The organism is Brevundimonas balnearis (assembly GCF_042434805.1).
GTDB classification, from domain to species: domain Bacteria; phylum Pseudomonadota; class Alphaproteobacteria; order Caulobacterales; family Caulobacteraceae; genus Brevundimonas; species Brevundimonas balnearis.
This window is the reverse complement of the sequence record NZ_JBHLSW010000003.1, coordinates 789,641-813,856: the sequence shown is the minus strand read 5'-3', so window position 1 is coordinate 813,856 and position 24,216 is coordinate 789,641. Positions and strand designations below refer to the sequence as shown.

At 67.8% G+C, this 24,216-nt stretch carries 37 protein-coding genes and 1 tRNA gene; 17 read left to right on the top strand and 21 right to left on the bottom strand.

Annotated features, from left to right (window positions below):
- Nucleotides 1–42: 42 nt before the first annotated feature.
- The 18 genes from ACFFGE_RS05230 to ACFFGE_RS05145 all read right to left on the bottom strand — a co-directional run bounded on the left by ACFFGE_RS05230 (nucleotide 43) and on the right by ACFFGE_RS05145 (nucleotide 11,808).
- Nucleotides 43–519, bottom strand: coding sequence for a phage terminase small subunit, hendrixvirinae-type (locus tag ACFFGE_RS05230; protein WP_376834987.1), 477 nt, complete (start codon nucleotides 517–519; stop codon nucleotides 43–45).
- 101 nt (nucleotides 520–620) lie between these two features.
- Nucleotides 621–839, bottom strand: coding sequence for a hypothetical protein (locus ACFFGE_RS05225; protein WP_376834985.1), 219 nt, complete (start codon nucleotides 837–839; stop codon nucleotides 621–623).
- A gap of 277 nt (nucleotides 840–1,116) precedes the next feature.
- Entirely contained in the window at nucleotides 1,117–1,701 is a 585-nt protein-coding gene (locus ACFFGE_RS05220) for a hypothetical protein (protein ID WP_376834983.1), read from the bottom strand.
- Nucleotides 1,698–2,318, bottom strand: coding sequence for a hypothetical protein (locus ACFFGE_RS05215; RefSeq protein WP_376834981.1), 621 nt, complete (start codon nucleotides 2,316–2,318; stop codon nucleotides 1,698–1,700). Before ACFFGE_RS05215 ends, ACFFGE_RS05220 begins: the two co-directional genes overlap by 4 nt.
- A gap of 403 nt (nucleotides 2,319–2,721) precedes the next feature.
- Entirely contained in the window at nucleotides 2,722–3,645 is a 924-nt protein-coding gene (locus ACFFGE_RS05210; RefSeq protein ID WP_376834979.1) for a primase/helicase family protein, read from the bottom strand.
- A complete protein-coding gene (locus ACFFGE_RS05205; protein ID WP_376834978.1) occupies nucleotides 3,642–5,213 on the bottom strand; it encodes a DEAD/DEAH box helicase in 1,572 nt (523 codons plus the stop codon). Before ACFFGE_RS05205 ends, ACFFGE_RS05210 begins: the two co-directional genes overlap by 4 nt.
- Nucleotides 5,207–5,464: a hypothetical protein gene (locus ACFFGE_RS05200; RefSeq protein ID WP_376834976.1), complete on the bottom strand. Its 258-nt coding sequence runs from the start codon at nucleotides 5,462–5,464 to the stop codon at nucleotides 5,207–5,209. Before ACFFGE_RS05200 ends, ACFFGE_RS05205 begins: the two co-directional genes overlap by 7 nt.
- Nucleotides 5,461–6,495: a hypothetical protein gene (locus ACFFGE_RS05195; RefSeq protein WP_376834974.1), complete on the bottom strand. Its 1,035-nt coding sequence runs from the start codon at nucleotides 6,493–6,495 to the stop codon at nucleotides 5,461–5,463. The genes ACFFGE_RS05200 and ACFFGE_RS05195 overlap by 4 nt, the downstream gene beginning before the upstream one ends.
- On the bottom strand, nucleotides 6,492–7,739 hold the full coding sequence (locus ACFFGE_RS05190) for a DNA-methyltransferase (RefSeq protein ID WP_376834972.1): 1,248 nt from the start codon (nucleotides 7,737–7,739) through the stop codon (nucleotides 6,492–6,494). Before ACFFGE_RS05190 ends, ACFFGE_RS05195 begins: the two co-directional genes overlap by 4 nt.
- The gene (locus tag ACFFGE_RS05185; protein ID WP_376834970.1) at nucleotides 7,736–8,074 is read right to left on the bottom strand and encodes a hypothetical protein; all 339 of its coding nucleotides are present in this window, start codon (nucleotides 8,072–8,074) and stop codon (nucleotides 7,736–7,738) included. The genes ACFFGE_RS05190 and ACFFGE_RS05185 overlap by 4 nt, the downstream gene beginning before the upstream one ends.
- Entirely contained in the window at nucleotides 8,071–8,790 is a 720-nt protein-coding gene (locus ACFFGE_RS05180) for a GcrA family cell cycle regulator (RefSeq protein ID WP_376834968.1), read from the bottom strand. Before ACFFGE_RS05180 ends, ACFFGE_RS05185 begins: the two co-directional genes overlap by 4 nt.
- Entirely contained in the window at nucleotides 8,787–8,942 is a 156-nt protein-coding gene (locus ACFFGE_RS05175) for a hypothetical protein (protein WP_376834966.1), read from the bottom strand. Before ACFFGE_RS05175 ends, ACFFGE_RS05180 begins: the two co-directional genes overlap by 4 nt.
- A 79-nt stretch (nucleotides 8,943–9,021) precedes the next feature.
- Nucleotides 9,022–9,840: a DUF2303 family protein gene (locus tag ACFFGE_RS05170; RefSeq protein WP_376834964.1), complete on the bottom strand. Its 819-nt coding sequence runs from the start codon at nucleotides 9,838–9,840 to the stop codon at nucleotides 9,022–9,024.
- Nucleotides 9,837–10,172: a YfdP family phage-associated protein gene (locus ACFFGE_RS05165; RefSeq protein WP_376834962.1), complete on the bottom strand. Its 336-nt coding sequence runs from the start codon at nucleotides 10,170–10,172 to the stop codon at nucleotides 9,837–9,839. The genes ACFFGE_RS05170 and ACFFGE_RS05165 overlap by 4 nt, the downstream gene beginning before the upstream one ends.
- Nucleotides 10,173–10,409: 237 nt before the next feature.
- A complete protein-coding gene (locus tag ACFFGE_RS05160) occupies nucleotides 10,410–10,826 on the bottom strand; it encodes a hypothetical protein (protein WP_376834960.1) in 417 nt (138 codons plus the stop codon).
- 50 nt (nucleotides 10,827–10,876) lie between these two features.
- The gene (locus tag ACFFGE_RS05155; RefSeq protein ID WP_376834958.1) at nucleotides 10,877–11,134 is read right to left on the bottom strand and encodes a hypothetical protein; all 258 of its coding nucleotides are present in this window, start codon (nucleotides 11,132–11,134) and stop codon (nucleotides 10,877–10,879) included.
- 60 nt (nucleotides 11,135–11,194) lie between these two features.
- The gene (locus ACFFGE_RS05150) at nucleotides 11,195–11,605 is read right to left on the bottom strand and encodes a hypothetical protein (protein ID WP_376834956.1); all 411 of its coding nucleotides are present in this window, start codon (nucleotides 11,603–11,605) and stop codon (nucleotides 11,195–11,197) included.
- Nucleotides 11,602–11,808 (bottom strand): helix-turn-helix domain-containing protein, encoded by a 207-nt coding sequence (locus ACFFGE_RS05145; RefSeq protein ID WP_376834954.1) that lies wholly within the window; start codon nucleotides 11,806–11,808, stop codon nucleotides 11,602–11,604. Before ACFFGE_RS05145 ends, ACFFGE_RS05150 begins: the two co-directional genes overlap by 4 nt.
- Before the next feature lie 84 nt (nucleotides 11,809–11,892).
- On the opposite strand from ACFFGE_RS05145, the gene ACFFGE_RS05140 reads away from it, so the two are divergent.
- On the top strand, nucleotides 11,893–12,576 hold the full coding sequence (locus ACFFGE_RS05140) for a LexA family protein (RefSeq protein ID WP_376834952.1): 684 nt from the start codon (nucleotides 11,893–11,895) through the stop codon (nucleotides 12,574–12,576).
- Here the strand turns inward: ACFFGE_RS05140 and ACFFGE_RS05135 are convergent.
- Both ACFFGE_RS05135 and ACFFGE_RS05130 read right to left on the bottom strand, forming a co-directional pair.
- A complete protein-coding gene (locus tag ACFFGE_RS05135; RefSeq protein ID WP_376834950.1) occupies nucleotides 12,569–13,084 on the bottom strand; it encodes a hypothetical protein in 516 nt (171 codons plus the stop codon). The two genes, ACFFGE_RS05140 and ACFFGE_RS05135, sit on opposite strands and share 8 nt — an antisense overlap.
- Nucleotides 13,084–13,467, bottom strand: a complete 384-nt coding sequence (locus ACFFGE_RS05130; protein WP_376834948.1) for a hypothetical protein — start codon at nucleotides 13,465–13,467, stop codon at nucleotides 13,084–13,086. Before ACFFGE_RS05130 ends, ACFFGE_RS05135 begins: the two co-directional genes overlap by 1 nt.
- A gap of 133 nt (nucleotides 13,468–13,600) precedes the next feature.
- On the opposite strand from ACFFGE_RS05130, the gene ACFFGE_RS05125 reads away from it, so the two are divergent.
- The 14 genes from ACFFGE_RS05125 to ACFFGE_RS05060 all read left to right on the top strand — a co-directional run bounded on the left by ACFFGE_RS05125 (nucleotide 13,601) and on the right by ACFFGE_RS05060 (nucleotide 22,167).
- Entirely contained in the window at nucleotides 13,601–14,710 is a 1,110-nt protein-coding gene (locus ACFFGE_RS05125; RefSeq protein WP_376834946.1) for a DUF7666 domain-containing protein, read from the top strand.
- Entirely contained in the window at nucleotides 14,710–15,021 is a 312-nt protein-coding gene (locus ACFFGE_RS05120; RefSeq protein ID WP_376834944.1) for a hypothetical protein, read from the top strand. The genes ACFFGE_RS05125 and ACFFGE_RS05120 overlap by 1 nt, the downstream gene beginning before the upstream one ends.
- A 1-nt stretch (nucleotide 15,022) precedes the next feature.
- The gene (locus ACFFGE_RS05115; protein WP_376834942.1) at nucleotides 15,023–15,700 is read left to right on the top strand and encodes a hypothetical protein; all 678 of its coding nucleotides are present in this window, start codon (nucleotides 15,023–15,025) and stop codon (nucleotides 15,698–15,700) included.
- Nucleotides 15,700–15,909 (top strand): hypothetical protein, encoded by a 210-nt coding sequence (locus ACFFGE_RS05110; protein WP_376834940.1) that lies wholly within the window; start codon nucleotides 15,700–15,702, stop codon nucleotides 15,907–15,909. Before ACFFGE_RS05115 ends, ACFFGE_RS05110 begins: the two co-directional genes overlap by 1 nt.
- A gap of 32 nt (nucleotides 15,910–15,941) precedes the next feature.
- A complete protein-coding gene (locus ACFFGE_RS05105; protein ID WP_376834938.1) occupies nucleotides 15,942–16,280 on the top strand; it encodes a hypothetical protein in 339 nt (112 codons plus the stop codon).
- Nucleotides 16,277–16,408 (top strand): hypothetical protein, encoded by a 132-nt coding sequence (locus ACFFGE_RS05100; protein WP_376834936.1) that lies wholly within the window; start codon nucleotides 16,277–16,279, stop codon nucleotides 16,406–16,408. Before ACFFGE_RS05105 ends, ACFFGE_RS05100 begins: the two co-directional genes overlap by 4 nt.
- 1 nt (nucleotide 16,409) lies before the next feature.
- Complete coding sequence (locus ACFFGE_RS05095; protein WP_376834934.1) at nucleotides 16,410–17,249, top strand: pentapeptide repeat-containing protein; 840 nt, start codon at nucleotides 16,410–16,412, stop codon at nucleotides 17,247–17,249.
- Nucleotide 17,250: 1 nt separating this feature from the next.
- On the top strand, nucleotides 17,251–17,484 hold the full coding sequence (locus ACFFGE_RS05090) for a hypothetical protein (RefSeq protein WP_376834932.1): 234 nt from the start codon (nucleotides 17,251–17,253) through the stop codon (nucleotides 17,482–17,484).
- Nucleotides 17,481–18,641 carry a PD-(D/E)XK nuclease family protein gene (locus ACFFGE_RS05085; RefSeq protein ID WP_376834930.1) on the top strand — a complete coding sequence of 387 codons (1,161 nt, stop codon included), beginning with the start codon at nucleotides 17,481–17,483 and terminating at the stop codon, nucleotides 18,639–18,641. The genes ACFFGE_RS05090 and ACFFGE_RS05085 overlap by 4 nt, the downstream gene beginning before the upstream one ends.
- Nucleotides 18,638–19,462, top strand: coding sequence for a recombinase family protein (locus ACFFGE_RS05080; RefSeq protein WP_376834929.1), 825 nt, complete (start codon nucleotides 18,638–18,640; stop codon nucleotides 19,460–19,462). Before ACFFGE_RS05085 ends, ACFFGE_RS05080 begins: the two co-directional genes overlap by 4 nt.
- Nucleotides 19,459–19,893 carry a hypothetical protein gene (locus ACFFGE_RS05075; RefSeq protein WP_376834927.1) on the top strand — a complete coding sequence of 145 codons (435 nt, stop codon included), beginning with the start codon at nucleotides 19,459–19,461 and terminating at the stop codon, nucleotides 19,891–19,893. The genes ACFFGE_RS05080 and ACFFGE_RS05075 overlap by 4 nt, the downstream gene beginning before the upstream one ends.
- A gap of 170 nt (nucleotides 19,894–20,063) precedes the next feature.
- Nucleotides 20,064–20,684 (top strand): hypothetical protein, encoded by a 621-nt coding sequence (locus ACFFGE_RS05070; RefSeq protein ID WP_376834925.1) that lies wholly within the window; start codon nucleotides 20,064–20,066, stop codon nucleotides 20,682–20,684.
- A gap of 286 nt (nucleotides 20,685–20,970) precedes the next feature.
- Complete coding sequence (locus tag ACFFGE_RS05065; protein WP_376834923.1) at nucleotides 20,971–22,071, top strand: tyrosine-type recombinase/integrase; 1,101 nt, start codon at nucleotides 20,971–20,973, stop codon at nucleotides 22,069–22,071.
- A 19-nt stretch (nucleotides 22,072–22,090) separates the two neighbouring features.
- A tRNA-Lys gene (locus ACFFGE_RS05060) sits at nucleotides 22,091–22,167 on the top strand.
- Nucleotides 22,168–22,174: 7 nt separating this feature from the next.
- On the opposite strand, the gene ACFFGE_RS05055 is transcribed toward ACFFGE_RS05060, so the two are convergent.
- Nucleotides 22,175–22,984, bottom strand: coding sequence for a hypothetical protein (locus ACFFGE_RS05055; protein WP_376834921.1), 810 nt, complete (start codon nucleotides 22,982–22,984; stop codon nucleotides 22,175–22,177).
- Between the two features lie 81 nt (nucleotides 22,985–23,065).
- Here ACFFGE_RS05055 and ACFFGE_RS05050 point away from each other — a divergent pair, with 81 nt between their 5' ends.
- Together ACFFGE_RS05050 and ACFFGE_RS05045 are read left to right on the top strand one after the other, a co-directional pair.
- Entirely contained in the window at nucleotides 23,066–23,737 is a 672-nt protein-coding gene (locus ACFFGE_RS05050; RefSeq protein WP_376834919.1) for a Fe2+-dependent dioxygenase, read from the top strand.
- A gap of 41 nt (nucleotides 23,738–23,778) precedes the next feature.
- Nucleotides 23,779–24,216: a DUF6173 family protein gene (locus ACFFGE_RS05045; protein WP_376834917.1), complete on the top strand. Its 438-nt coding sequence runs from the start codon at nucleotides 23,779–23,781 to the stop codon at nucleotides 24,214–24,216.

The window sequence follows — 24,216 nt, the reverse complement described above, 5'->3', positions numbered from 1 at the left end:
AGGCTCGGCCGGTGCGTCAACACCGCCGGGCCTCGACTGAATCTAGTTGAACGCCTGCGGTCGCGCCAGCAGATCGTCCTCCGCCAGCGGATTGCCCGCCTCGATTTCCTTTGCCGCAGCCCGGCGCCGCCCGACGTCGCGCGCCTCGCCGGCCGCCCGGCCGTGGATGCTCAGCGACTGCCGCGCCGCCTTGATCTGGGCGGTGAGGCCATGGACCACGGCCACCCGAGGATTGGCGAACGGCTTGCAGGCCTCGCCGTCAAACGTGGTGATGACCTCACCCTCGGATCGCAAGGTCTGCCGGTTCTCCACCAGCTGGGCCATGGCGTTCGCCAGGTCCGACGCGATGGCGAGGTCGTGGTCGTTCCACTCCGACCGGGCCCGCGCCGCGATGATGTCGTCCCAGAAGGACTCGGCGTCATCGTGCAGCGGAGCGTGCGCCGGCGGCTCAATCTCGCGGGCCGCCTTGACCATCACCTCGACCGCTGCGGTCGCGCTGTCGATCCGCTGTTTACGCATCGGACCTCCGCGCGCGAGAAATCTGGGTTAGCGTTGATTTTGTGGGCCTCCGCCGGTCAACAGGCGATGACTTGCAGAGATTTGCCCACCCCCCTCCCGCCTCAGCGGTTCCAGGGATGGTTCGGATCGAGGGGCAGGCCCGACGCATCATGTCCGATGCCGTGGCCTCGCTTCTCCATCCTCTGCTTGGTGCTGTTGTGGTGCGGGCCGCAGAGGCTGGCCTTCTTCCCCGTGAAGAACAGCTCGGGGTCGAGCTTGTCCTTAGGGTCGACGTGGTCGCACACCGTGGCGGGGGTGACCCTGCCGTCCTCCAGGCACATGGCGCAGAGGGGATTGGCCGATAGCTGGGTCTCTCGGACCCTGCGCCATCGGGCGGTCTTGTAAAGCCTTCGGTAATCGTGGGCCTCAGCGCTTCTCTGGTCTGGCCTTCCACCGTTCCTGGCCATGTGCGCGCAGCTCCGACACAGGGTGTGGTGGGGTAGGACTGATCAGGTCAGCGTGGAAATGGCGCGGCAGGGAAGGCCCGGCGGTTTCCCGGCCGAACCCTGTGCGCGCGAAGCGCCCCTGTAGCCTTTGTCCCCCTGTTCGATTTAAACGTCAAGCCGCTTTCGCCCTGGCTTCGTAGGCTCGCTCCAGCATCGGGAAGTTGGCGTGAATCCAGGCCAGATGCTCCGCTGCGGCCCGGACTCTCGCCCCTTGAGCCATCGGGCTCGTCTCCCCGGTGATCAGGGCGACGTGATCCCGCCAGCGGGTGAGGAGGGCGGCGTCAGGCTCCACCAAGGCCAGCATCATCCTGTAGGCGTTCCCCGGCATGAAGGCCCGGACGACCGCCAACTTGTCAGCCGAGATGAGCATTGCGTCGCTGGGGCCGCCCGGAAGGCTGTCGTTCGCCGCCCGGATGCCAAGGTCGTTGACCTGCCGATCCGCCTCGCCCCGAGACCGACGAACCAGCATCTCGAACCAGTTCACCGCTTCCGCCTCGGGCCCACCGACCTTCAGGAGGGTGACGAAGCAGTTGACCCGCTGCGCCGACACCATGGCGCCGGTGTGCTTGTCGCGGTTGATGGCCGTGCTGGGCTGGGCCCCGATCACGGCGGCCATCTCGCGGCTGGCCTCTCGCTCCATCCGCGCCTTGGCGATGGCCTGGGGGTCGGCGGGCTTGCGCTTCTTGCGGCGGCTCATGCTGCGGTCTCCTTCACGCCGCTGCGCTCCAGCGCCGAGAGGCGCTTATCGAGAGCGTCGAACCGTCCGGCAGCGTCGGCAAGAACCTCATCCTGGGCGACCTTGATCGCCTCTCGGATGGCCTTGATTTCGCCATGCCACGCATCAGCCGCCTCGTTTCGGTCCGGACCGAAGCCGAGCGCCTCTCGCACCTGGGAAACCCAAGCGAAGGGAACCTTCAGCGCCGCCGCGACCGACCTGTCGCTGTGGGCCTTGCTGTAGCGGCCGGACTCCTCATCGTAGTGGGCGAACAGCGCCTCGCGAATGCGACGACGGTCGTCTAGGGTGGGCTGGCGGGGCGGCTCTACCATCATAGGCTCCTGTGGGACGGGCTTGGGATTGGACTTGGCGCGCCCCTCGACGCACCGGGGGCAATGGTCTTGGCTGGCCTTCTGACCAATCGACCACCCCATCTGTTGGAACTTCCTCTTGGCGAGTTCTGGCGGCATTCCGGTGGCGGTGGCGTCGTGAAGGCGGCCGATGAAGCCGCAGGCGCCGCACGCGACAAGCTGAAACCGGCGATAGGCGCCGGCCTCGAGCTCGCTGACGCTCTGAAAGCGACGCGTCGATCCTTTCATGCTGCGGTCTCCTGGGGGCGGGGGTCGTTGGCGGGGGCGTTACTCATCTGTGCTTGTCCTATGTATGGTCTATACTGATTTGCTGGATGGAGAGAGCCTGAGCAGAAGGCATAGGACGACCAGCCCCAGGCCTTTCGGCTCTGAGGTCGGTCCCCATGCCTCCGCGATCTTGCTGGCCGGAGCCGAGCCGTCGCCTTGGCCGATCTGATGGGGTGACTACCCCCAGACCGTCGAGAGCTACTTGCGACACCATCGTCACTGTGCCGGGGACCGCGCTTCTCTCTTTCGGACTGCGCTTTGCCCATGGTCCCGCCCCGTGGTGGGCTTCCTGCACCTGGCGCCACTGTCTCGAAACCGTCCGCCAGGCCGGCCCCGCCGTCAGAGAAGGCGGGGGTTCTCGATCTCATCCAAGCGCCTCCCGGAGACGAAGGGCGACGGCGCGGACGCCATCGGCCATGTGCATGTCGTTGAAGTCCCCCAGCGCCGAAGGCATCACCCACTTCCGACCGGAACGGCGGGCGTAGAACTCCCCGGCCCCGAGGCCGTCCAGGGTCTCGACCGGCTTGTCATGATCCGCAGCGATCCGAGCCCCTGAGATGCCCTCGGCGACCTTGGCGACGTTGGACGCCGAAAAGGCCGAAAGAACCGTCGCCTGAACGCCGAGAAGGCGCAGCGCAGCACGGACGCTCAGAGCGGTGGCAATGCCCTCGCAGACCCAAGTATCGCGTCCCGTGGCGATCCGGTGACTTGCTCCGCCCATCACGCCCCTGAAGATGTTCTTCTTGACGCCCTCGGGGGTGATGAACTGGACGGTCGTGAGCTTGCCGTTGATCCGGCCCGGGATAATCAGGAACGGCCCGTCGCCCTCCGGCATGGTTTTCCGCAGCAGGTCCCCGAGCTTCCCCGTCGGGAAGCACTCGCGCGGATCGTCGATCACCAGCCCGATCTCGTCGGGGAAGCCCTTCCGCTTCAGGTAGGGGTGAACGTCCTGCCGGCAGGCCCGGACGATGCGATCACAGGTCCGCTCGATCTCGACCCGCTCGGCCTCCCGCTGGCGCTCCTTCGCCGGATCGCGCTTGGGCAGACGGGGGGCGAAGTTGTCGTTGGCCCCGTTGACGTGGAACCGCTGCCCCTGGGCGGTCTGGTAGTTGTAGGCCATGCCTCCGCGCTGATCATCGTCCAGCTTCACGGCGGCATCGTTCTTGCCGTTCTTGCCCTTGGAGTCCGTGCGAACCCAACGCCCCGGAACAAGCCGATGCTTCGGCGGCTCTATGCCGACCGCAGCGCAGGCCTGACGCATGGCCTCCTCCAGCGTGAGCGCGCTCATGCCGCCCTCCGCATCGGGTTCATCTTGCGGAAGCGCGCGGTCTCGCGTTCGACGAGAGAATAGGCGCCGGGATCGACCACGGCGGGGATACGGGCGCCATACCAGCCGCTCGGCAGTTTGGCCCCCGGATAGACGCCGCGGAAGATGCCATAGGCCCAGCGCCTGGCGTGATCCTCTCCCTGCCGGGTGTGAGCGGCGCAGTAGTTCAGCGCCGCGTTCCAGATCAGGCGCGGGTTCTTCAGGCACTCGGCCCGAAGACCGCCACGGGGCTCCATGCCCAGGCAAGTGGGATCGAACTCCTTGAGCTCACCCGCGACGGCCTGGATCTCCGATCGCGCCGGCCTCTCCCATCCGCAGGCGGTGCAGACGTTGCCGCGCATGCCGCCGCCGCACTCGGGGCACTTCAGCGGCTCGCGGTTCTTGACCTCTCGCTCCCTGGCGACGCTGTCGCGCTTGGCTGCCGACGAAAGCTCCCCGGCGCCGTTGTCCCAGACGTCGTACATGTCCACGGCGAACCGCTCGAAGTTGCCGCAGTGGTCCAGCCACAGGGCCTTGGTCTTGCCGGGACAGGTCCGCATGATGCGGCCGATCTCCTGGATATGGCTCGAAAGGCTCTTGCGGTAGGGCCTGCACGAGATGCCCACCAAAACGTCAGGGACGTCGAAGCCCTTCGTCAGCACGCCGCATGAGACGAGGCCGTGGATGAGGCTATCGGGGCGGCGGAACTCCGCGATCTTGCCCGCACGCTCCTCATCGGAGCGGTCTATGTAGCTGATCTGCTGGAAGTTGAACCCGGCGGCGGCGAAGGCCGCGCACAGCTCGCGCCCATGCTCGACCGTCGGCGAGAAGACGATTGTCTTGGCGGGCCCGCCGAAGTGCTCGTTGGTCTTGGCGATCCATTCCGCGACCACGTCGCCGACGATCTTGATCCCGGCCGACGCAGCGCTCTCGTCGGAGAACTCGCCAAAGCTGTTTCGGCTGTATTCGCTCTCGTCGGGTGAGCGAGCGATGTAGACCTTCGGCTCGATCAGGAACCCGTCGTCGATCAGCTTGCGGGTCGTGGTGACGTTGACCATCCCCTCCCAATGGTCCGCCATCCCGGCGGTGAAGGGGGTCGCCGTCAGGCCGATGGCGACGGCCTCGGGATGGTCGGCGATGAACTTGAGCGTCGATTGATACTGCGCGTGGGCCTCGTCATATACGATCAGGGACGGGGACCGGGGCAGGCTCCGCCGGGCCAAGGTCTGTACCGAACAGACCTGAACGTTCTCGCGCGGCGCCCAGCGGCGGTTGATGCCCTGGACGATGCCGTGGCCGACGCCATATCCGTCCAGCGTCTCGCTGGTCTGGTTCACCAGGGCGACGCGATCGACCAGGAACAGGGCGTAGCTGCCCTTCTGGTCCGCCTGCTTCAGCAGGTGGGCGGCGAGCACGGTCTTACCTGCGCCGGTCGGGGCGCACAGGATCAGGCGCTTCTTGCCGTCCCTGAGCTGGACCCTCAGCCCCTCGACGGCGTCGAGCTGATAGGGCCGGAGGACGATCTCTTTGGCGTCGACCAGGCTCAGCATGGGCAGACCTCCGCGTATGCGGCGGCCTCGGCATCGGCGCGGGGCATGCCGCCGTCGAACTCGCGAATGGCGGCTCGTTCCTCCCACAGGTCGAGAATCGGCCAGACCTCGCGGCAGGCTTGCCGCCAGCGGCCGGCGCCCCGAAGCCAGGTCAGAGCCTCAGCCGACAGGCGACCGCGCTTCAGCGTGAACCGCCATTCCTGCCGGATCACGTCGCCGCCATTGGCTCGGATACGGGCGAGGATGCTCACGGCGCACCCATGTCGATCGGGGTGTTCTCGAGTTCCTTTACCCGAGCCTCGGCCTTCTTGGCGCGGTATTCGTAGCGCTTGGCGTCGGTCTGATGCTGGTTGAGGCGGCCCTTAAGGGTCGTGATCTCGCGGCGAAGATTGGCGACCGTCCGACCGCCGTCCGTGGCCTGGGCCTCCTTAAGCTGGGCCTTAAGCTCGTCACGTTCAGCCTTCAGCTTCGCCGACTTCGCCTTCTCGTCGGCGAGGTTGGCCCTGAGCCCGATCACCTCGTCGATCAGGCCTTCGGTCGTCATCTTCGCCAGGGCGCGGCGCTCGGGATCGACGGGCGCCGCAGGCTCCGAAGGGGCGGCCGGTTTCGTCGCCCGCTCCTGCCTCACGGCCTTGGCGGCTTCGCGCACGGCCTCGGGGCCCTTGGACACGATCTCGACCTGTTCGGCCTGGGGGAGCTTGGCCACTTCGGCGGCGGCAGCAATGCTGACCTCTCCCAACGAAGCGGCTTCTACCAGTTCCGGCGCCCCGGTCTCGACCACGACCCGCGCCCTCTCAATGCCGCGAACCGATGTGTTCAGCAGTTCCGCCGTTTGGGCCGTCGTGGGGGCAGTCCGCCAATTGGCGGTTTGCTCTTCGCGACGATCTCCCCCCTTGGGAAGTTTGCCGATCTTCGCCCCGACCATCTGGCGCTGTGCGTCCGTCAGGTGGCGCCGGTTGATGTTCTCGCTGATCACGTAGGCGACCGGATCATCCCCCGTGAACTCGACCACGCGATACGTCGCCCCGGTCTCCCGCGCCGCCATGTAGCGGTTGCGGCCGTCGAGGATCATCCCGTCGAGGAGGACGATCGGCCGGCGCACGCCGTGCTCGCGGACGTCCTCGACCAGGGCCTTGAACGCCTCGCCCTCGATCATCGGGAAGAGTTGGGCGAGCGGGTGGAACTTGGCGGGGACGGTCTGGCCGTCGATCACCAGCAGGCCTGAGCCTTCCTGGCCCCGGTGATCGGTCATGGTCTCGTCGTGTGTCAGGGCGTCGGTCATGCCGCCTCGCTGTCGGAATGATGGGGAAGGGGAGCCGCTTCGCTCCCTGTCTGGTCGTTGGAGGCGACGGTGATCGCGGCGAACATCCCCTGATCTCGGGCGATGCGGCGGCGAGCGATCTCGGCATACTCGGGGTTGAGTTCGATCAGCGTGCAGTCCAGGCCCAAGCGGTCTGCGACCAGCGCCGTCGTTCCGGCGCCGCCGAAGGGGTCGAGAACAGACCCTCCCTTGGGGCACCCGGCGAGCAGGCAGCGTTCGGCAAGCTCCGGCGGGAAGGTGGCGAAGTGGGCGTCGCTGAACGGCCGGGTGGCGATAGGCCAGACCTGAACCGGGGCAGGCTCGTAGTTGCGGAGGTTGCGACCCTCGGCGATCGTGCCGTTCATCTTGCCCTCGACGATCCGGCGCTTGATGTCAGAGGGGTCCTGAAGGCCCTCGGCCGAATAGTCTTTCAGCGATTTGCCCGTGTAGGGTCTTTCATACTGAGCATCTCGGCGGGCTTTCTCCTTGGCATCCCACCTCTCGTTGAAGCCAGCCATCCGGCGGCCGGAGGATGCACCAGCGCGAGCCGCGCTTTCTGCGGTGGCGATCTGTTTGTTGCCGCGCACCTTGCGCTTTCCGGTCGCGCCGTTGTCGATGTCGCCGCCCGTGTAGGCGCCGCCTCGGAAGGTGTTCGCGTCCTCGTCCGACGTGCGCCCCTGGCGCACCGCATCGGCGTCGTAGTGATACTTCGGCGCCCGGCTCAGCAGGAAGATCTTCTCATGGGCCGTCGCAGGCCGGTCGGTGATCGACTCCGGCATGGGGTTCGGCTTGGCCCAGATGATCTCCGACCGGACCCACCAGCCATCCTCCTGCAGCGCGATCGCGAGCCGGTTCGGGACCATGCACAGGTCTTTCGGCTTCAGCAGTCCCTGGATCGTGGAGAACGGCTTGTCCCGAAACGTCCGGTCATCCGTGCCGGCCGCCTTGGTGTCGGCCGCGCTGCGCCCGTTCGGCGACGTCGCATAGCAGTCGCCGTAGTTCAGCCAGAGCGTGCCGGTCGGCTTCAGGACGCGACGCACCTCGCGCATGACGTCGACCATCACGGTCAGATGCTCGGCCAAGGTCGCCTCAAGGCCAATCTGACCAGAAACGCCGTAGTCGCGCAGACCCCAGTAGGGCGGCGACGTCACGACACAGTCGAACGAGTCCGCCGGCAACTCGGCCAGGCGCTCGCGAACGTCGCCGATCAGGATGCTGACGCTCATCCCTCGCTCCCATCGTTCGCGGCCTTGGCGAAGACCCGCTCAGCCTCGGCCCTGGCGACGGGAGCCCGGACGATGGCCTGGACGGCCATGCTGGCGATCAGGGACGAGGCCCCAGCCGCATCGGTGTGGGCGGTGTAGATGTCCCGGATGGCCCGGAGTTCGCCCCGGACATGGGCCTCCAGGTCCACCTTCTCGATACGGCGGAGGCGGGCCTGGGCGGCGTGGTAGGACGCGGCCTCGATGTGCTTGGCCTGCTCCTGGGAACGGGCTCGGGAGCGGTCGCGGTCTATGCGGCCGTCGCAGAGGTCGAAGGGGCGGGGGCGGCGGGGCTTCATGCGGCTCGGGCCTCATCCCACGGGGTCTGCGCGACCGGAGAGCGTCTCGTCGCGCGGCCCGCCATGCTGACCACCCGGCCCACGTCTCGCGGCGACATGCCCGATCCGGGCCGGAAGGCGATGTTGTGGTGCCGCTCGCAGTAGACGAAGCCTCCGCCCTTGACCGAGTGGCCGCAGCACAGCTGCTCGCCGGGGGTCTCCGGGATACCGAGCGGGAAGGCGCAGGCCCCAAACGGCCTGCCGATCAGCGGGACGGCATCCTCGGGGGCCGGAGCGGCGAACAGGTCCTGCGCGTCGGCGATCTCGACAGACCGCTCGCGCTTCGGCTTCACCACGCGCTCAAAGGTCCCCATCCCGGCCGGGCGCCGCCAAGGCAGGTGAAGGGCGTCTATCCGGTTCCGCACCTGATCATGGGTGATCCCGAGGCGGCGCGCGGCATAGGCCTTCGTCACGCCCTTCTGCGCCATCTCGCGCAGCAGGGCGTCCGCTTCGGCGGTCCAGACATACCGACGCCGGGCGTTGTTGAGGTGCGCCAGATGCCGCCGCCGCTTCATCTCGGCCTCGGCAACGCCCTGGGCCAGGCCCAGGCGGGCGATCTTGCCCGCCACGGCGTTCCGGCTGACACCGAGCTGCGCGCCGATGTCTGAATATGACAGCCCTTCCTTGTGGAGCCGGATCAGGGCGTCGGTGACGCCGGGCTCTTCCCAAACGCTCATCGAACGACCCTCCCATCTCTGACGACCACGCTCTCGCCCTCGCGATGCTCACGGTCTGAGATCGCAGAGCCCATCGAGCCCCCCGGCAGGCGGAAGGTGATCAGGAACTTGTCGTCGCGCCGGCGGGCGCAGGTGTGGACGACGACTTTCATCGGGAGGCCCTCAGAGGGGCTTGCGCCGAGTGTGCGAAAGCCCGCACACCCAAGCCGTAGATGTGCGGGCTCCGCATCGTCACCCCGCCGTTCCGAAGAGGACGGGGCGTTCAGAGCGCGCGCCAGCGTCCGTCACGATCTGCTTGAAGACGGCCTGACGCACGTGCTCAGCCCGATGCAGTTTCACGCCGAGTTGGAGCGACGTCTCAACGAGATTCCAGCGCAGGAAGGCGAACAGCGACACCGTCTCGCCGCCGAAGTAGACTGGCACCTTGAGTTGGAACTTGGAGGGCACCTCGACGCCGCCGGACTTGGCGGTCGCCGTGGTCTCGTCGGTGTACTCAAAGTTCTCGTTGTCGGTGTTTGTGCGGACGGCCTTGCGGAAGTCCACCTTGCGCTTCGCCTGCAGGTCACGGCAGACCTCAAGCAGGTCAGCGCCCGACGGTGCCACCACGTCCACGGCGTTCTCCTCGAGGAAGCGCGCGAAGGTGAGCTGGTCCATCATCTTGCCGTCGATGGCGGTCCAGGTCTTCCACTCCTCCGAAAACGGTAGGATCATCGTCGCCTTGTGATCGACGTGAGCCGCTTCGCCGGGGCCGTGATAGTCGATGAGCGCCGCGATGCTGGACTGCCGGATGTCGGCGAAAAGCACCGTGTCCTTCGTCTTGAACCGATCCACATAGTCGACCAGGGAGTCGACCGTCTGAAGCGTGACGCTCTGACGAATGCGCGCCGGCGGATCGACGACGATGCCGTGCGGGTCCGTGATGTCCTTCACGACCGCGCCGGGCGCCGAGACGAGGAAGGTGCGGCCATTCGGGCCGTGCACGACCTCTCCGCCGTTGGCCCTCACGGCCAGTTCGGCGATGACGCCCGCTTCGGTTTCAGGAGCGCTCATGCCGACGCCCTCCGATCAACGACCGCATCGCCGAGATCCGCGTTGCGGAACATCTCGGGCTGTCGCGGGTCGTTGCGGTGAAGGTCGCCCTCGCCATCGGCGAAGAAGATCGCCTCTGGCATGTCAGCGGTAGGCGCGCTGACGCTGATCTTCGAGCTGATGACGACCTGCTCGCTGTCGCCCTTCTGAGGCTTGACGGTGAGCTTCAGGGTCAGCGAACCGGCTTTTCCGGTCGCGGTGACGGCGCGGACGACGGCGGCGAGTTCTTCGCCAGCGGCCTCCGCCACCATGCCCTTGCGGATGTCCCGCAAGGTATCGGTGATCGGCTTCATGCACTTAACCTTTCGATTGATCGGGACGGAGCACACGCCGGAGGCTGTCCCGATTGGCCCCCTGCGAACCTCGTTTCGCCGCCCTCAGACACTCACGATTGATCACTTGCCGGGCGGCCCTCAGCTCGCCGATGGCCCGGGTGTCCCGACGAGCGGTCGCGGCTTTGTCCAGGGCGTCGAGAACGCCTTGGAGGGTGGCGAAGGGGTCGGGCTTGGGGCGGAGGAGAGGGAGGCGGATCACGACGCCACCGCCGTTTCCTCGGCTTCCAGCGCCGCCTCAACGTCGCGAAGCTCGTCGCGGGCGCGCGCCACCGCTTGCCGGATCGTCTTGCGTCCGCGCGGGGTGCGGTCGGCGAGACGCACCACCCGGTGCATGTCGGCGCAGGCCTCGAAAGCCTCGCTGGCCTCGTCTCGGATATCCGACGCCGGGCGCGTGTCGGGCGTGGCCGCGAGCATCGCCCGCGAGATGATCGGCTGTTTGCAGTAGGCCTCCAGCGCGATCACCACGTCCAGGGCGAGGAAGCACCCGCTGTTCTCGGTCTGGCAGCGCGAAAGCTGGGGAACGGAGTAGCGGCACTTCCGCGAGGCCGTCTCCAGCCCGCCACAGGCCTCGATCAGGCGGCGGGTCAGGTCTGTGATGGTCGGTTCGTTCACGTAATGGACCCCAAGGTATTTACGGTGACGCTCCCGGCTCTCCGGCCTACTCAGGCGGCGGATGGAGGGCTGGGATGCAGATCGTTGGCGTGGTGAAGATCGGGCAGGGCGGCTGTGGCCTGGGCGAGAACCGCCCGTGCCGCATCGCTGGTCGCCTTGGCGGCGCGGGCCTCGTCGATGAGGCTGGCGCGAAGGCCGTCCACGACCTCGGCGGCGGACCCATTGGACAGGGCCAGGACATAGCGGTTGATCACCGCCGTCAGCCGGTCGCTGCTGTCACAGAGCGTTTCGCAGAGGCTCGTCTTCATGTCCGGTCTCGGTGATGCGGGGCAGCCCGGCTTCTTCGGCCGGTGCGGGATAGGCTGGGGTCATGGGCGCACACCGCCGGGGAAGTCCGGGAGGGGACGGGTGACTCCCCCGGCGGTGGCCGTCACAGTGGAGGTGTTCAACGCCACCACTGGAGCTGAAAGAAAATGGCGAAGGGCATCCTCGACGATCCCCGCATCACCGTCCGCTGCGGCCACTGCGGAAAGCAGACGCGCCGCGCCCTCCGTAAGCTCAAGGCGGAAGGGAATCTCACGTGCGCCGGATGCGGCGGCGTCACCGACCTGGACCTCGCGGAGTTGGACCAGCGCCTCGGCGCGGCCCGAAAGCGCGTCGATGAGTTCCGAAAGGCTCTCCGGCGCTTCCGCTAGGCGGGTCGCCAGGAAATCGAGCTGCCGGGAGAGAAGGTCGCCGCCGCTCGCCGTTAAGCGGAGGGAGCAGACGTGAGCGCTCATGCGGCGGCCTGCTCCGACGCGAGGCGGTCGAGCGAATGACGCACCTTGCGGAGCGTGGTGACCTTCGGCTCGACGCCGCCCTTGCGCCACCGCCACCAGGTGCTCGCGGGCACTCCGGCTTCGCGCAGGACGACGCTCATCTTGATCTGGACCGCTTCGGCGCGGGCCTCGACTTCGAGAACTTCAGGCTGCGGTTGGGTCATGAACCGTCTTATGTGCATTCCTGCACGGAAAGTCAATGCGGCAATGCACGAACACCTGGCGTCCAGGCTGTGCATAGTCGCGCCGTGTCAGATGTCGCCGAGATTGCCCGCCGATTTCTCGCCCAGGCTGTGAAGGCCTCGGGGCTCGCTCCCTATGCGCTGGCGAAGAGAGCGGGGGTTGCGCCGACGACGATCACGCGCCCGCTGAATGACGAGAGCTTCAAGTTCACGCCCAAGCTGGCGACGTTGCTGAAGATCTCCGAAGCCTCCGGCGTCCCGCTCCCCGCCGGGGTGTTCGACGGCCCGGCCACTGCGCCTTCTGTTGGCGACCTTCCGGTGATCGGCCCGGTGCAGGCCGGCGCATGGCTGGAGGTGGACGAGACGCCGCAGGACGAGCCGGTGATGCTCGCCGTGGCGCTGGACCGGCGCTACCCGCACGCCCGCCAATGGCTGCGCGAGGTCAAGGGCGACTCGATGGACGCACGCGGCATCACGCCCGGCGATCTGGCGCACCTTGTGGACTTCACCGGGGCCGGAGCCGAGCTACGCTCCGGTCAGGTGGTGGAGGTGACGCGCACGCGAGCGGGCGGGGCGCTCCGCGAGATCACGCTGAAAGAGGTCGAGATCACGCCGGGCGCCATCCTGCTATGGCCCCGCTCGACGAACCCGCGCTGGACGGAGCCCGTTCAACTCGATGACGGGGATGGGACTGACGTTGAGGTCCAGGTGACCGGCCTGCTCGTGCAGACCATCAAGCGCTTCAGCTAGCCTTCGGCTTTCGGACCGGCTTCTTGCGCGGGGGCTTTGGCGGGGGCGACGCTCCGACGCCCAGGTCGATCCAGCCATAGGTTGGGATCGCCAGCTTCACGCCGTAGTGGCCTTCATCATACTGGTTGGTGCGCCAGCCGCCGCGCCCCTGCGCCCTTGCCCGGACCTGCGTCAGCTTGGCCTCACGAAGAGCCGCTCCGACCCTGACGGCTTGGTCTCGCGGCAGGAAGCCCACGATCCGGTTGTCGATCGTCACGACGACGGCGTTGGGATCGTATGCGTTCATGGGATCGAGCCGGACAAGCGCCTCCGTCTCTTCCTCCGTGCCGTAGCGGCGGTGGCGACCGAAGATCGCCACCAGCGCATCCTGGTAGTGACTTTCGCCCACGACCGGCATCGGAAACGAGTCCGGCCTCCATTGGACCATCGGCGTCGGCTCACGCCGGACGGGCTGAACGGCGACAATTGGCGCCTTGGCCTTCCGTCTGCCGAACAGCCACCCGAACATCAGCCTTGCCCGATGACCCGGCCGACGAGCCCTTCAAGGCTGTCGAGCCAGCTGACGGTCGCCGGGCAGTTCTTCTCCCGTTGCGCCTCTTGGATGCCCGCTATGCGCTGACGGATAGCGCGGTCGGCGTCGGACTTCGCCATGGCGTTGCCGATGCCATAGTCGCCGAGGAAGCCCGCGACCGACCGCCAGTCGAAGTCGGCGGTCTCTGCGATCTGGGTCTCGACCTGGCGCGCGCGGATCATCTCTAGCCGAAGCTGGTTGCAGTCCATGACCTCCGCCTCGGCTTGCGACCACGCCGTCGCGATGGGATAGCGCTTAGTCGCGCACCCGCTCGCCATCACGGCGACGCCCAGCGCCGCCATCACCATCACTCGCTTCATGTGCCCTCCTGACCCGTCCGGGTTGTGCGGACAGACGTTAACCGATGCGGGATGCGCAGAGACCGTGCATTTGTGCATTGACATGGGCCGTGCAGTCATGCACAACCGCCTCATCAACTGACGAGGCGACGACATGCCCAAGCGCAAGACCGCAGAGCCCGCCGCGACGGAACAGCCCGTCGTCGCCTGGAAGGGTTTCGACAAGAACCTCCAATGCCGGGGCTATCAGTTCGAGGTCGGCAAGACCTATGAGCACACCGGCAGGGTGGAGGCGTGTCACAGCGGCTTCCACGCCTGCGAGAACCCCATGGATGTGTGGGGCTACTACGGCCTCGGCGAGGGTAACCGCTTCGCCAGGGTGACCCTCAGCGGTGAGCTTGCCCGCCACGGCGATGACACGAAGGTCGCCGGGGGTCGCATCACCATCGGGGCCGAGGTTCGGCTGTCTGACATGATCCGCGCTGCCGTGGATTGGGTGATCGCCGCGACGCGGGCCAAGGGTGATCATCCCAGCGGCCACTACGCCCAGATCGGCTCCAGCGGCCACTACGCCCAGATCGGCTCCAGTGGCGACCGCGCCCAGATCGGCTCCAGTGGCGACCGCGCCCAGATCGGCTCCAGCGGCTACTCCGCCCAGATCGGCTCCAGTGGCTACTACGCCCGGATCGGCTCCAGTGGCGACTCCGCCCAGATCGGCTCCAGCGGCTACTCCGCCCAGATCGGCTCCAGCGGCCACTACGCCCGGATCGGCTCCAGCGGCCACTACGCCCGGATCGGCTCCAGTGGCTACTACGCCCGGATCGGCTCCAGTGGCTACTACGCCCGGATCGGCTCCAGTGGCTACTCCGCCCAGATCGGCTCCAGTGGCGACCGCGCCCGGATCGGCTCCAGTGGCGACCGCGCCCAGATCGGCTCCAGCGGCCACTACGCCCGGATCGGCTCCAGTGGCTACTACGCCCGGATCGGCTCCAGTGGCGACCGCGCCCAGATCGGCTCCAGCGGCGACTCCGCCCAGATCGGCTCCAGTGGCGACCTCGCCCGGATCGAAGCGTCTGGAAAGGACGCTGTTGTCGCCTGCGCCGGCAGGGATGCGTGGGTGAAGGCTGGTGCGGGCGGGGCGATCTGCATCCCCTACCACGACGGTAAACGCATTCGGTTCGCTGTCGGCTACGTCGGTGAGGACGGCATCAAGCCTGACACCTGGTATCGCGCCGAGGGCGGCAAGATGGTGGAGGTCGCCTGATGCAGACGGCAGTCCAATCGGGCGCGAGGGCGAGCGTGACGCTCTCGATGGCCACGGAACTCATGGATGAGGCGACGGCGACGGCTGAGGCCCGCCGGTATGCCCTGGCCTGGGGCAGCGCCACGAAGGCTTACGAACACGTCGCGGCCGGCAACCCTTCGGGGCGGATGACCGAGTTCCAGTGGGCGCTCTGGCAGCTGTCCCGCGTCGAGCGCGGCGACGATGTTCTGTGGGACGTGGAGCGGCGTCAGGCTGAATGGCTGGCTGAGCTGAACGCGGCCCGGTCTGCTGATCTGGCGGAGGTGGCGTGAGATGAGCGAGATCATCCGCATCCGCGCCCGCCTGTTCGACGCCGCCGCGACCTGCGCCTCGACCGACGACTTTCGGCCCAGCTTGCGCGGCGTCTATGTCCAGCCGCACCCCGAGGGCGGCGCCGTAATGCTCGCCACCGACGGCTACCGTTTCGTGGTCGTGCGAGACGAGACCGGCGTCTGCGCCGAACCTCGCATCATCCTCGCCGACAAGGCGCTGAGGCGCGCCCTAAGGTCTGTGAAGGGCGATCAGGCGCTTACCGTCACCGCTGAAGGCCATGTTCTGGTCGCCGATCAACCGGAGCTGACGGGGCTTACGTCGGCGGGCGACTGGATCAGCTGGCAGCGGGCGTTCACGCCCCTGCTGGACCTGATCAAGACCAAGGCGCCAGCCGCTCACGCCACGTTCAATCCGCACTACCTGGGATCGTTCGGCAAGGTCGCGGAACGGCTGAACCCAACAGCCTATCAGGGCATCCGCGTGATTGCCCTGAGCGACAGCGATCCAGCCCTGGTCCTGTTCCCCTACATCCCAGACGTGTTCGGCGTCCTGATGCCGATGCGCGGGGGCAATGAGCAGGCGTTCCCGGCGTGGTTCAAGCCGGTGCTGGGGCCGAAGAAGCGCGCTCGTCGAAAGCTGCCGGCCAACGACACGGCCAAGCTGGCGGAGGCCGCGTGATGGCCCGTGAAATCTCCCCCGTTATCGAGGCGCGCTCGCTTGCCGACCACTGCGTCGGGCTAGCGATCAGCCTCGCGGATGCGGAGCGCTGCGGCTACGGCGTTTATGCCGATGCCGCCCGCCACGAGATCGGTAACATCAAGAGGTGTCTCGGCAGAATCGAGGCCGCCGTCGCGAAGATGCCGACCCTGCAGAAGGGGGGCGCGTGATGGAACACGTCTCCGCCCCTCTCGCGCGCATCATGAGCGCCATCACGGTGAAGCCGGGCGCCGGGCCGGTCCCCTACATCGGCCGGTATCAGGTGGTCGAAGGCCGGATTGTCAACGCCTCCGGTCAGGTGTTTTCGGTCCCGATGGCCCAGCGCCGGATCGCCGACATCGCCGCCGACATCGCCCGCGTCGAGGCCACCTACGGCCAGAGCGACCCCGACACCGCCGACATCCTGCAGGACATGAACCTGCAAGCCATCCGGGCGCTGCGGGCCTGCATCAAGGCCGTCCGGGAATACGAGCCCGAGCCGCATGTGCTCCGCTCCCCCGGCTCCGGCGCTGGCGTCTCTGAACAGGGGAGAGCGGCATGATCCGCTCCACCCTCCGCAATCTCTCCGGCCCGCAATGGGCCCGCTGGTCCTACGCCCTCATCCAGTTCGCCGGAATGACCGTGGCGGCCTTGGTCCTGTGCCTCCTCATCATCTGCATTGGAGCTTGAAGTGATCCCCTTCGAAATCCGCAACCGCTGGACCAACGAGGTCCAGGTGATCGCCAAAATCGACTGCGCGCCCGACGCTCCGGTGTCGATCAAGCTGGGCCTCGCTGTCCGATGGGCGGTCAAGGCAAAGGCCAACCTGAGCGAGGCCAACCTGAGCGGGGCCAACCTGAGCGAGGCCGACCTGAGCGGGGCCTACCTGCGCGGGGCCAACCTGAGCGGGGCCTACCTGAGCCGGGCCTACCTGAGCGAGGCCGACCTGAGCCGGGCCGACCTGAGCCGGGCCGACCTGCGCGGGGCCAACCTGCGCCGGGCCGACCTGCGCGAGGCCGACCTGAGCCGGGCCGACCTGCGCGGGGCCAACCTGCGCGGGGCCTACCTGAGCCGGGCCGACCTGCGCGGGGCCAACCTGCGCGGGGCCTACCTGAGCCGGGCCTACCTGAGCGAGGCCGACCTGAGCCGGGCCGACCTGAGCGAGGCCTACCTGAGCCGGGCCAACCTGAGCCGGGCCGACCTGCGCGAGGCCAACCTGCGCGGGGCCAAAAACCTCGACGACATGATCATGCCCGATGGCCTGACCTTCGCTCAATACAAGCGAGATGTCGTCCCGGCGCTCCTGACAGCTGGCGGCAAGACGCTCGACGACATTCGCGCGGCCGGCGCCTGGGACTGCCACGACTGGTCCAACTGCCCGATGCACGTGGCGTTCGGGGTCAACTCCACATCGGAGATGACGGGCAAGTTCGCAATCTATCGGACTCGCGCTGACGAGTTCATCCGGCTCTTCGACGCGCGCTTGATCCCGGCGCCGTGGGAGCCCGCCGCCGAGCCGGAGGCCGCCTGACATGACCCCGGCCTTCTGCCACCTCCGCACAGACTACGCCGCCGTCAATGCCCGTGGCGTGAAGCTCTACACCTTCTCCGATCGTGAAGCAGGCAAGGCCTGGGTCCGGGAGAACGCCTACCGCCACGACGGCCTGCACCTTCGCCGGATCACCATCACCGAAGAGCCGATCTATCGGCCGCGCGCGCCCAGACCTGCGGCCTTCGACATCCCGGCCATGCCGGTGCGCGCATGACCCCTCCGGCGAACGACGACCACCTGCCCGACGGGATCTACTTCGGCTTGGACGAAGAGGCCTATCATGCCCACCCGGCGCTGGGGTCCGGCGACATCAAGCGCCTCTACATCTCGCCGATCCAGTGGCAGTTCGAGCGCCTGCGGGACTTCCGCGCCAGCATCGGCCTGGGCGACGATGAGGACGCCGAGGACAGCGCCGCCAAGCGGTTCGGGAAGGCGGTCCACACGATGGTGCTGGAGGGGCCGGAGGTGTTCGCCGCGCGTCACTGTGTGGAGCCGACGCCGCCGGAGGGTTTGCTCAAGACTGTGGAGGAGATGCGCGACGCCATCCGCGAGAGCGGGCTGACGCCACCTACCGACATGCCGGCCCCCTCGAAGTGGAAGCGGCCGGACTTCGTCCACGTCTGCCGAGCCCTGGGCATCGGCCCCTTGTCCGATGACTGGGCCGACGGACGGGAGCGCGTGATCGCCGGCCGTGAAGTCGTGTCCGAGCGCTGGTTCGCCACCATCCGGCTGATCGGGTCCATGCTCGACGCCGAGCGGGCCAGCCTGGGCGGCAAGTCGATCAGATCGGCGGTCCTGACTGGAGGCCACCCCGAGGTGTCGGTCATCTGGACCGCTGACGACGGCGTGCGGCTCAAGGCCCGCTTCGACTACCTGCGGATCAAGGCCTCGGTCGACGTGAAGACGTTCGCGTGCCCCGACGGGCGGGAGGTGATCGACGCCTTCGCCTCCGCCGTTCACCGGTTCGGCTACGACATGCAGGCTGCCCATTACGGGCTGGCGCGCGAAGCCATCCCCGCCCTTGTCGAGGCCGGAGCCGTCTATCGCGGCCCCGGTGAAGAGCCGCAGTCATCGGACCTGACGTTCATCCGCCGCGTCGCCGAACACCCCAAGGCCGCATGGACATGGGTCACGATCCAGACCGTCGGCTGTCCAGAAGTCGATGTCTGCGAGCTGCCGTCTTCGTCCCTCGTGCTGGCTTCGGCGCAATGCATGGTCCGCGACGCCCGCGACGCCTTCCGCCGCTACCGCGACCGCTTCGGCGACGACGCCCTGTGGGTCGAGGACAGAGGCCTGATCCGAATGGAGGACGTGGTGTTCAGCCCGTCCATCACCAGCCGTGGCGCCAAGCGATGGGAGCAAGCCGCATGACGACGAACCTACCGACCCCGATGGGCGGGCGCGGCGACGCGCTGCCCGCGCCGATCGAACAGCTGGAACTGGCGGCGAAGATGCTCGCTGCGTCAGGTGCGGCGGTCCCGCCGGCCTTCCGAGGCCAGCCCGATCTGTGCAAGGCCATCGCCTGGCAGGCGGCCGAATGGGGCATGTCGGCCCTAGCCGTCGCGCAGAAGGCCTATGTCGTGCCCGGCCGCAAGCCCGGCGAGGAGCGGGTGGCCTATGAGGCGCAGCTGATCCACGCCCTCATCAACGAGCGGGCGCCCATGAAAGGGCGGCTGAAGTTCGAGTTCGAGGGGGAGGGGGCGACCCGCCGCGTCGTGGTCTCCGGCACCCTGGAGGGCAACGACCAGCCGTCGGTCTATCGCAGTCCGACCTTCGGCCAGATCAAGGTCAAGAACTCGCCCCTATGGTTTTCCGACCAGGACCAGCAGTTCCGCTACTACGGCGCCCGCAACTGGGCCCGCGCCTTCTGCCCCGAAGTCGTGCTGGGCATCGAGTCCCCCGACGAGCGCGAGGTGATTGAGGAGACGATCACCGACGTCGGGCCGGCGCGCGCCACGGCCCTGTTCGACGACTCCGAAGCCGATATGACCGACGCCCACATCGAGCCAATCCCGGCCGACCCGCTGCTCGAGGAGGGTCGTGAAGCCGCGATCCGAGGAAGCGCCGCGCTGGTGGCCTGGTGGGAGCGCCTGACGCCCGAACAGCGGACCCTCTACGCCGAGGTCAAGGACAGCGAGCTCAAGCCCAAGGCCGCCGAGGTCGACGCCCAGCCCGACGACGAGGCCGCATGACCCGGACCCTGGCGGACATCCACAGCGACATGGCCCGCCTCAAGGCGGAGAAGAAGGCGCTCGCCCCGAAGAAGGCGGCGCCGAAGATCCAGCGCGGGTTCCGTCCGTCAGGGAAGGGCCAGCGCCAGCCGCGGATCAAGGACAAGGGCTTCCTGGCCTACGTTAGGCGTCAGCCCTGCGAAGCCCGCGCGCTTGGCGGATGCGCCGGCCCGATACAAGCGGCCCACATTCGCTATCGCGACGCCCGCTACCCCAATAGCGCCGGAGGACAGGCCAAAAACCACGACCGGCACTGCAATCCGCTCTGCGCGGAGCATCACCGGATTCAGGGCGACGTTCTCGGAGAGCGACCCTTCTGGGCGCTGGTGGGCGTTGATCCCTACGAAGCCGCCGCTCGGCATTATGCCGCGTACTGCGGAGGTGCCGAATGACGGCGGTTGTTCACACTTGTCCGCATTGCGGGGCGGCTCGCACGCTGAGACCAGCCCAGGCGAAGCCCCAAAAGTTCTGCTCTCAGAAGTGTGCCCGCGCGGCTAGAGCCCCAGCGATCAAGGCGCCCACGTGGGAACGGCGCAAAACTCAGAGCGAAGGAGGAGGGGTGATGGGGGAATCGTATCCCGCCGCCCGCTTGACGGCCATGGCGTCAGACTGGCTTTGCGAGCGCTACCCCGACGCGCTCATCATTCGCGAGTTCAGCGTCGGCACATGGGGCGGTGCACTCATTGACCTTGCTGCCGTCCGGCCCGCCGAGATCATCGGGGTTGAGGTCAAGGGCGACGGCGACAGCCCCACCCGGCTGAAGCTCCAGAGCGCCCTCTACTCTAAGGCGGCGCAGCGCATGTGGCTACTGCCAGCGCCATCGCTGGCGAAGAAGTGCGAGGTCGTCACCTACGACGCATGGGGCATTCTCGCGGTCGAAGGAGATCAGGTGGTCGTGCCATCTGGCAGTTACAGGAACGAGCCCCGCCTACTTCCTACGGCACCCGCCCAGCTTTTGCAGGCGCTTTGGGCTGACGAGTTGAAGTTCATTGCGGGCGGGCTCAGGGGCGGGTGCGAGCAGCTTCGACAGCACATCGCCGATACCATGCCGCTGCGCGACCTCATCCCCGCCGTCTGCGAACGGCTGCGGTCACGCCCTTGGGAAAAGAAGGGGCTCGGTCACAAGGTCCTATGGGCTAGCCCCCAATCTGCCGACCACGACCTGTTCGGAACCGCCGCATGACCCCGTTCGCCACCCCCGACCCTAAGGAGACCACGAGATGAGCGGGAAGAGCATGAGCGACTTTGCCATTGCGGAAGCCCGCGCCGAGGCTCAGGCCCGGCGCGAGGGGAGGGGGGTCTGGAGATGACCGCGCGCGCCTCCGTCAGCAAGACCGTCAAGGCCATTCAGAAGCTCGGCCTTTGCGTGACGGGGGTCGAGGTGTGCCCTGACGGCACGGTGCGGGTCTTGACCTCCGCAGTCAACGAGGATGCAGATGACGACCTCACGCGGGCGAGGGAGCGCAGACGTGCGCGCAAGGCTGGTCGGGCTGCACAAGGCGACGAAGCGGCTTAGCGGAGGGCGCATCGCTGTCTATGCTTACGCTTGGCGCACCGGGCCGCTGGTCGCCAGAGGGGAGGGGAGAACTCTCGCCGACGCCAACGCCGATCTGGAGCGCCTGCTAGGCCAGAGCGCCGCCCTGGAAGCCCTGGAGAGCGCGCGCCGGCCGATCCGAGTGGTTGAGGACAAGGCCTATATCCGGGGCTTGATCGTCGCGTTCAAGGCGTCGCCGGAATGGGCCAAGCTCGGGGAGTCCAGCAAGCGCGAATACACCCGCTATCTCGACAGCTTCGATGCGGAGTTCGGAGACTGGAAGGTCCGCCTGTTCGATGAGCCCGCGACCAAGGCCGATCTGGTCGACTGGCGCGACGACTACGCCGACCGGCCCCGCGCTGCGGACTACGCCATGCAGTCCGTCAGCCGTCTGTTTGCATGGGCGCGGGGTAGGGGGCTGACGAAGGCTAGGCCAACCGAGGATGTGCCGCGCCTCTACGACGCCGACCGGGCCGACCTCATATGGACCGACGAGGATTTGGCGAAGTTGCTGAAAGAGGCCACGCCGGAGATCGGCCATGGCGTCAAGCTGGCTGCCGAAATCGGGCTCAGGACCGGCGATCTGTTGAAGCTGACCTGGAGCGAGATAGGCCAGCACGGGATCGTGCGCCGCACCCGTAAGCGCAAGCGTCAGGCCGTGATCCCGCTTACGCCGGAGGCCCGGTCGGTGTTGGCGGCCATCCCCAAGCGAGGCCCCATCGTCCTCACCAATGCGTCCGGGGCGCCGTGGACGCCCGGTGGGTTCAAGACGATGTTCCGCCGGGCCAAGCTCGCAGCGGGCCTGACCGATCTGCACTTCCACGACCTGCGCGGCACGGCCTGCACCCGCATGTTCATCGCGGGCTCTCCGAAGCGTGATCTGGCGACGATCTTCGCCTGGTCGGAGGAGGCCGTGGACGCCCTGCTGACGAAGTATGTCTCGAGCGATGCGGTCGCCCTTGACCTGCTGTCCCGAATGAAGCACGAACGCCACCTACAAACCGGCGACAAACCGGTTCTGGATAGCTCGACCTAAGTGGTTGAGTATAAAGCGAGAGCCCCTAGCTCAGTCGGTTAGAGCATCTGACTTTTAATCAGAGGGTCCTGGGTTCGAGTCCCAGGGGGCTCACCACTCGCCGTCAGTTCGACAGCGCAAGTTTAACGGCCGAGGAGGCCGCCAGCAGCGCTCCGGGGTCGGCCGTAAGGTTCGCCGGACGCGTCGCCTGCGGATAGGCGGCGACGACCCGCGCGAGGGCGGCGTCGATGGCTGTGGCCGCCTGCGGCAGGGCGCGACGCACGGCGGCCCCTTCTTCCTCGTTCCAGGCTTCCGCAGTCAGTCTGAAACCATAGCCGTCGAGATAGGGCTCATAGGCTTCGCTGCCCCGCGCCGTTGCGTATTGCAGCGCGGCGCGGTCGATCTGGTCGGAAATGACGCGGGCGATCACGTCAGGGTTGGCCGCGCCCCCGTCGGGGGCTCGCGCCTCGGCCGCGTCCAGCGCCGCGAGTATCTCGCGGGCGTGACGGCGCACGGTCGCCTCGTCCGCACCGTTGGCCACCGCGCCGGACGCGGCGATGAGGCGATCATCCAGCGACGGGACGCCCAGGGTCTGGAAGGCGGGGGCGATGTCGACCAGCACCTCCGAGACCGGATGGGCGAACATTTCGGCGGCCGCCTGGCGCTCGCCGGCGATGGCGGCGGCCTCGGCGGCGCGCACATGGGCCTCGACCAGCGCCAGCGCCGACAGGAAGACGACGGGATCCGTCGCGGCCGCAGCCACGTCGACGCCGCCCTCGCCCGACTCACCGCCTTCGCCGCCTTCGCCTTCCCCAGAGGTCGACGCAGGCGTGGCCGGGTCCGCGGCCGGCGCCGCAGGCTGGCCCTGTTCGGAACAGCCGGCGATCAGGGCGGCTCCGACGCCCAGTGCGGTCCAGCGCTTGAAGGTCGACATGACAAGGGGCCCTTTGCGTGATCGTTTGGGTCGAACTATAGGACGCCTCATGAGATTGCAACTGGTTCGCAGGAGGCTGGCGTGCTTCTGATCGCGGGCGGCGTTCTGGACGACGCGGCCTTGGCGTGGGCGCTGGCGGAGATCGAAGCGCTGGACTGGCGTCCCGGGCACGAGACGGCGGGGCCCGCCGCGCGCGAGGTCAAGCGCAACGAGCAGGCCGATCTGACCAGCGCCCGGGGCCAGGCGCTCGAAGCCTTCGTCCGAAAGCGCATCCTTTCCCATCCGATCGTCGCCCTGGCGGCGCGGCCGCGCCGGCTCAGCCGACTGCTGCTCAGCCGCACGGACGTCGGGGGCGGCTACGGGCCGCACGTCGACAACGCCCTGATGGGCGGCGAGGACGCGCGCCTCCGCTCGGACCTGAGTTTCACCCTCTTCCTGACGCCGCCCGACGCCTACGATGGCGGAGCCCTGCGCATCCACGCGCCGCTCCAGGACACGGAGATCCGCCTGCCGCCGGGGGACCTGATCCTCTACCCCTCGGGGGCGGTGCATGAGGTCACGACTGTCGAGCGCGGGCGTCGGCTGGCGTTCGTGGGATGGATCGAGAGCCAGGTGCGAGACCCGTCCGCGCGGGAGGTCCTCTGGGATCTGGAGCAGGCGCGCGCCGCCTGGCCCGCCGCTCACGATCCCGCCGGCCGGATGGCGCTCGACAAGGCGATTGGGGCGCTGCTGAGGCGATGGGCGGCGAGCTGACCGGGTGTGATCTTGATGCGGGCGTGATCTAGGATGCGGGGATGAGCGACACGCCCATCCCCAAGGCCGATCCGGCCATGTTCGCGCCTTGCCCCCGCCCGGTGGCCGGCGAACCCGCCAACACCCAGGGCCTGGCCGACGGCGTTCACGCCCGCGACAACCCGGCGGAGTGGACCTTCGTCCGCCTGTCCCGACTGATCCGGGAGTTCGAGGCCGGGCTCAATCCCGACGAGGAGGTGGGTGCGCGCCTGACCGGCCTGCCCGGCGATCAGGTCATGCAGTTCGAAGACCTCGGCTTCTGGGGCCCGGACCTGCTCTTGTTCTTCGGACGGACGCCGGACGGCCGACCCGTGCGCCTGGTGCAGCACTACAGTCAGGTCAACGTCCTGCTGAACGCCCTGCCGAAGCCGCAGGAGCGCGAGGCGCGCCGGATCGGCTTTCGCCTGGACGAACTGGTCGAGCAGACCGAGCCCGTCTGA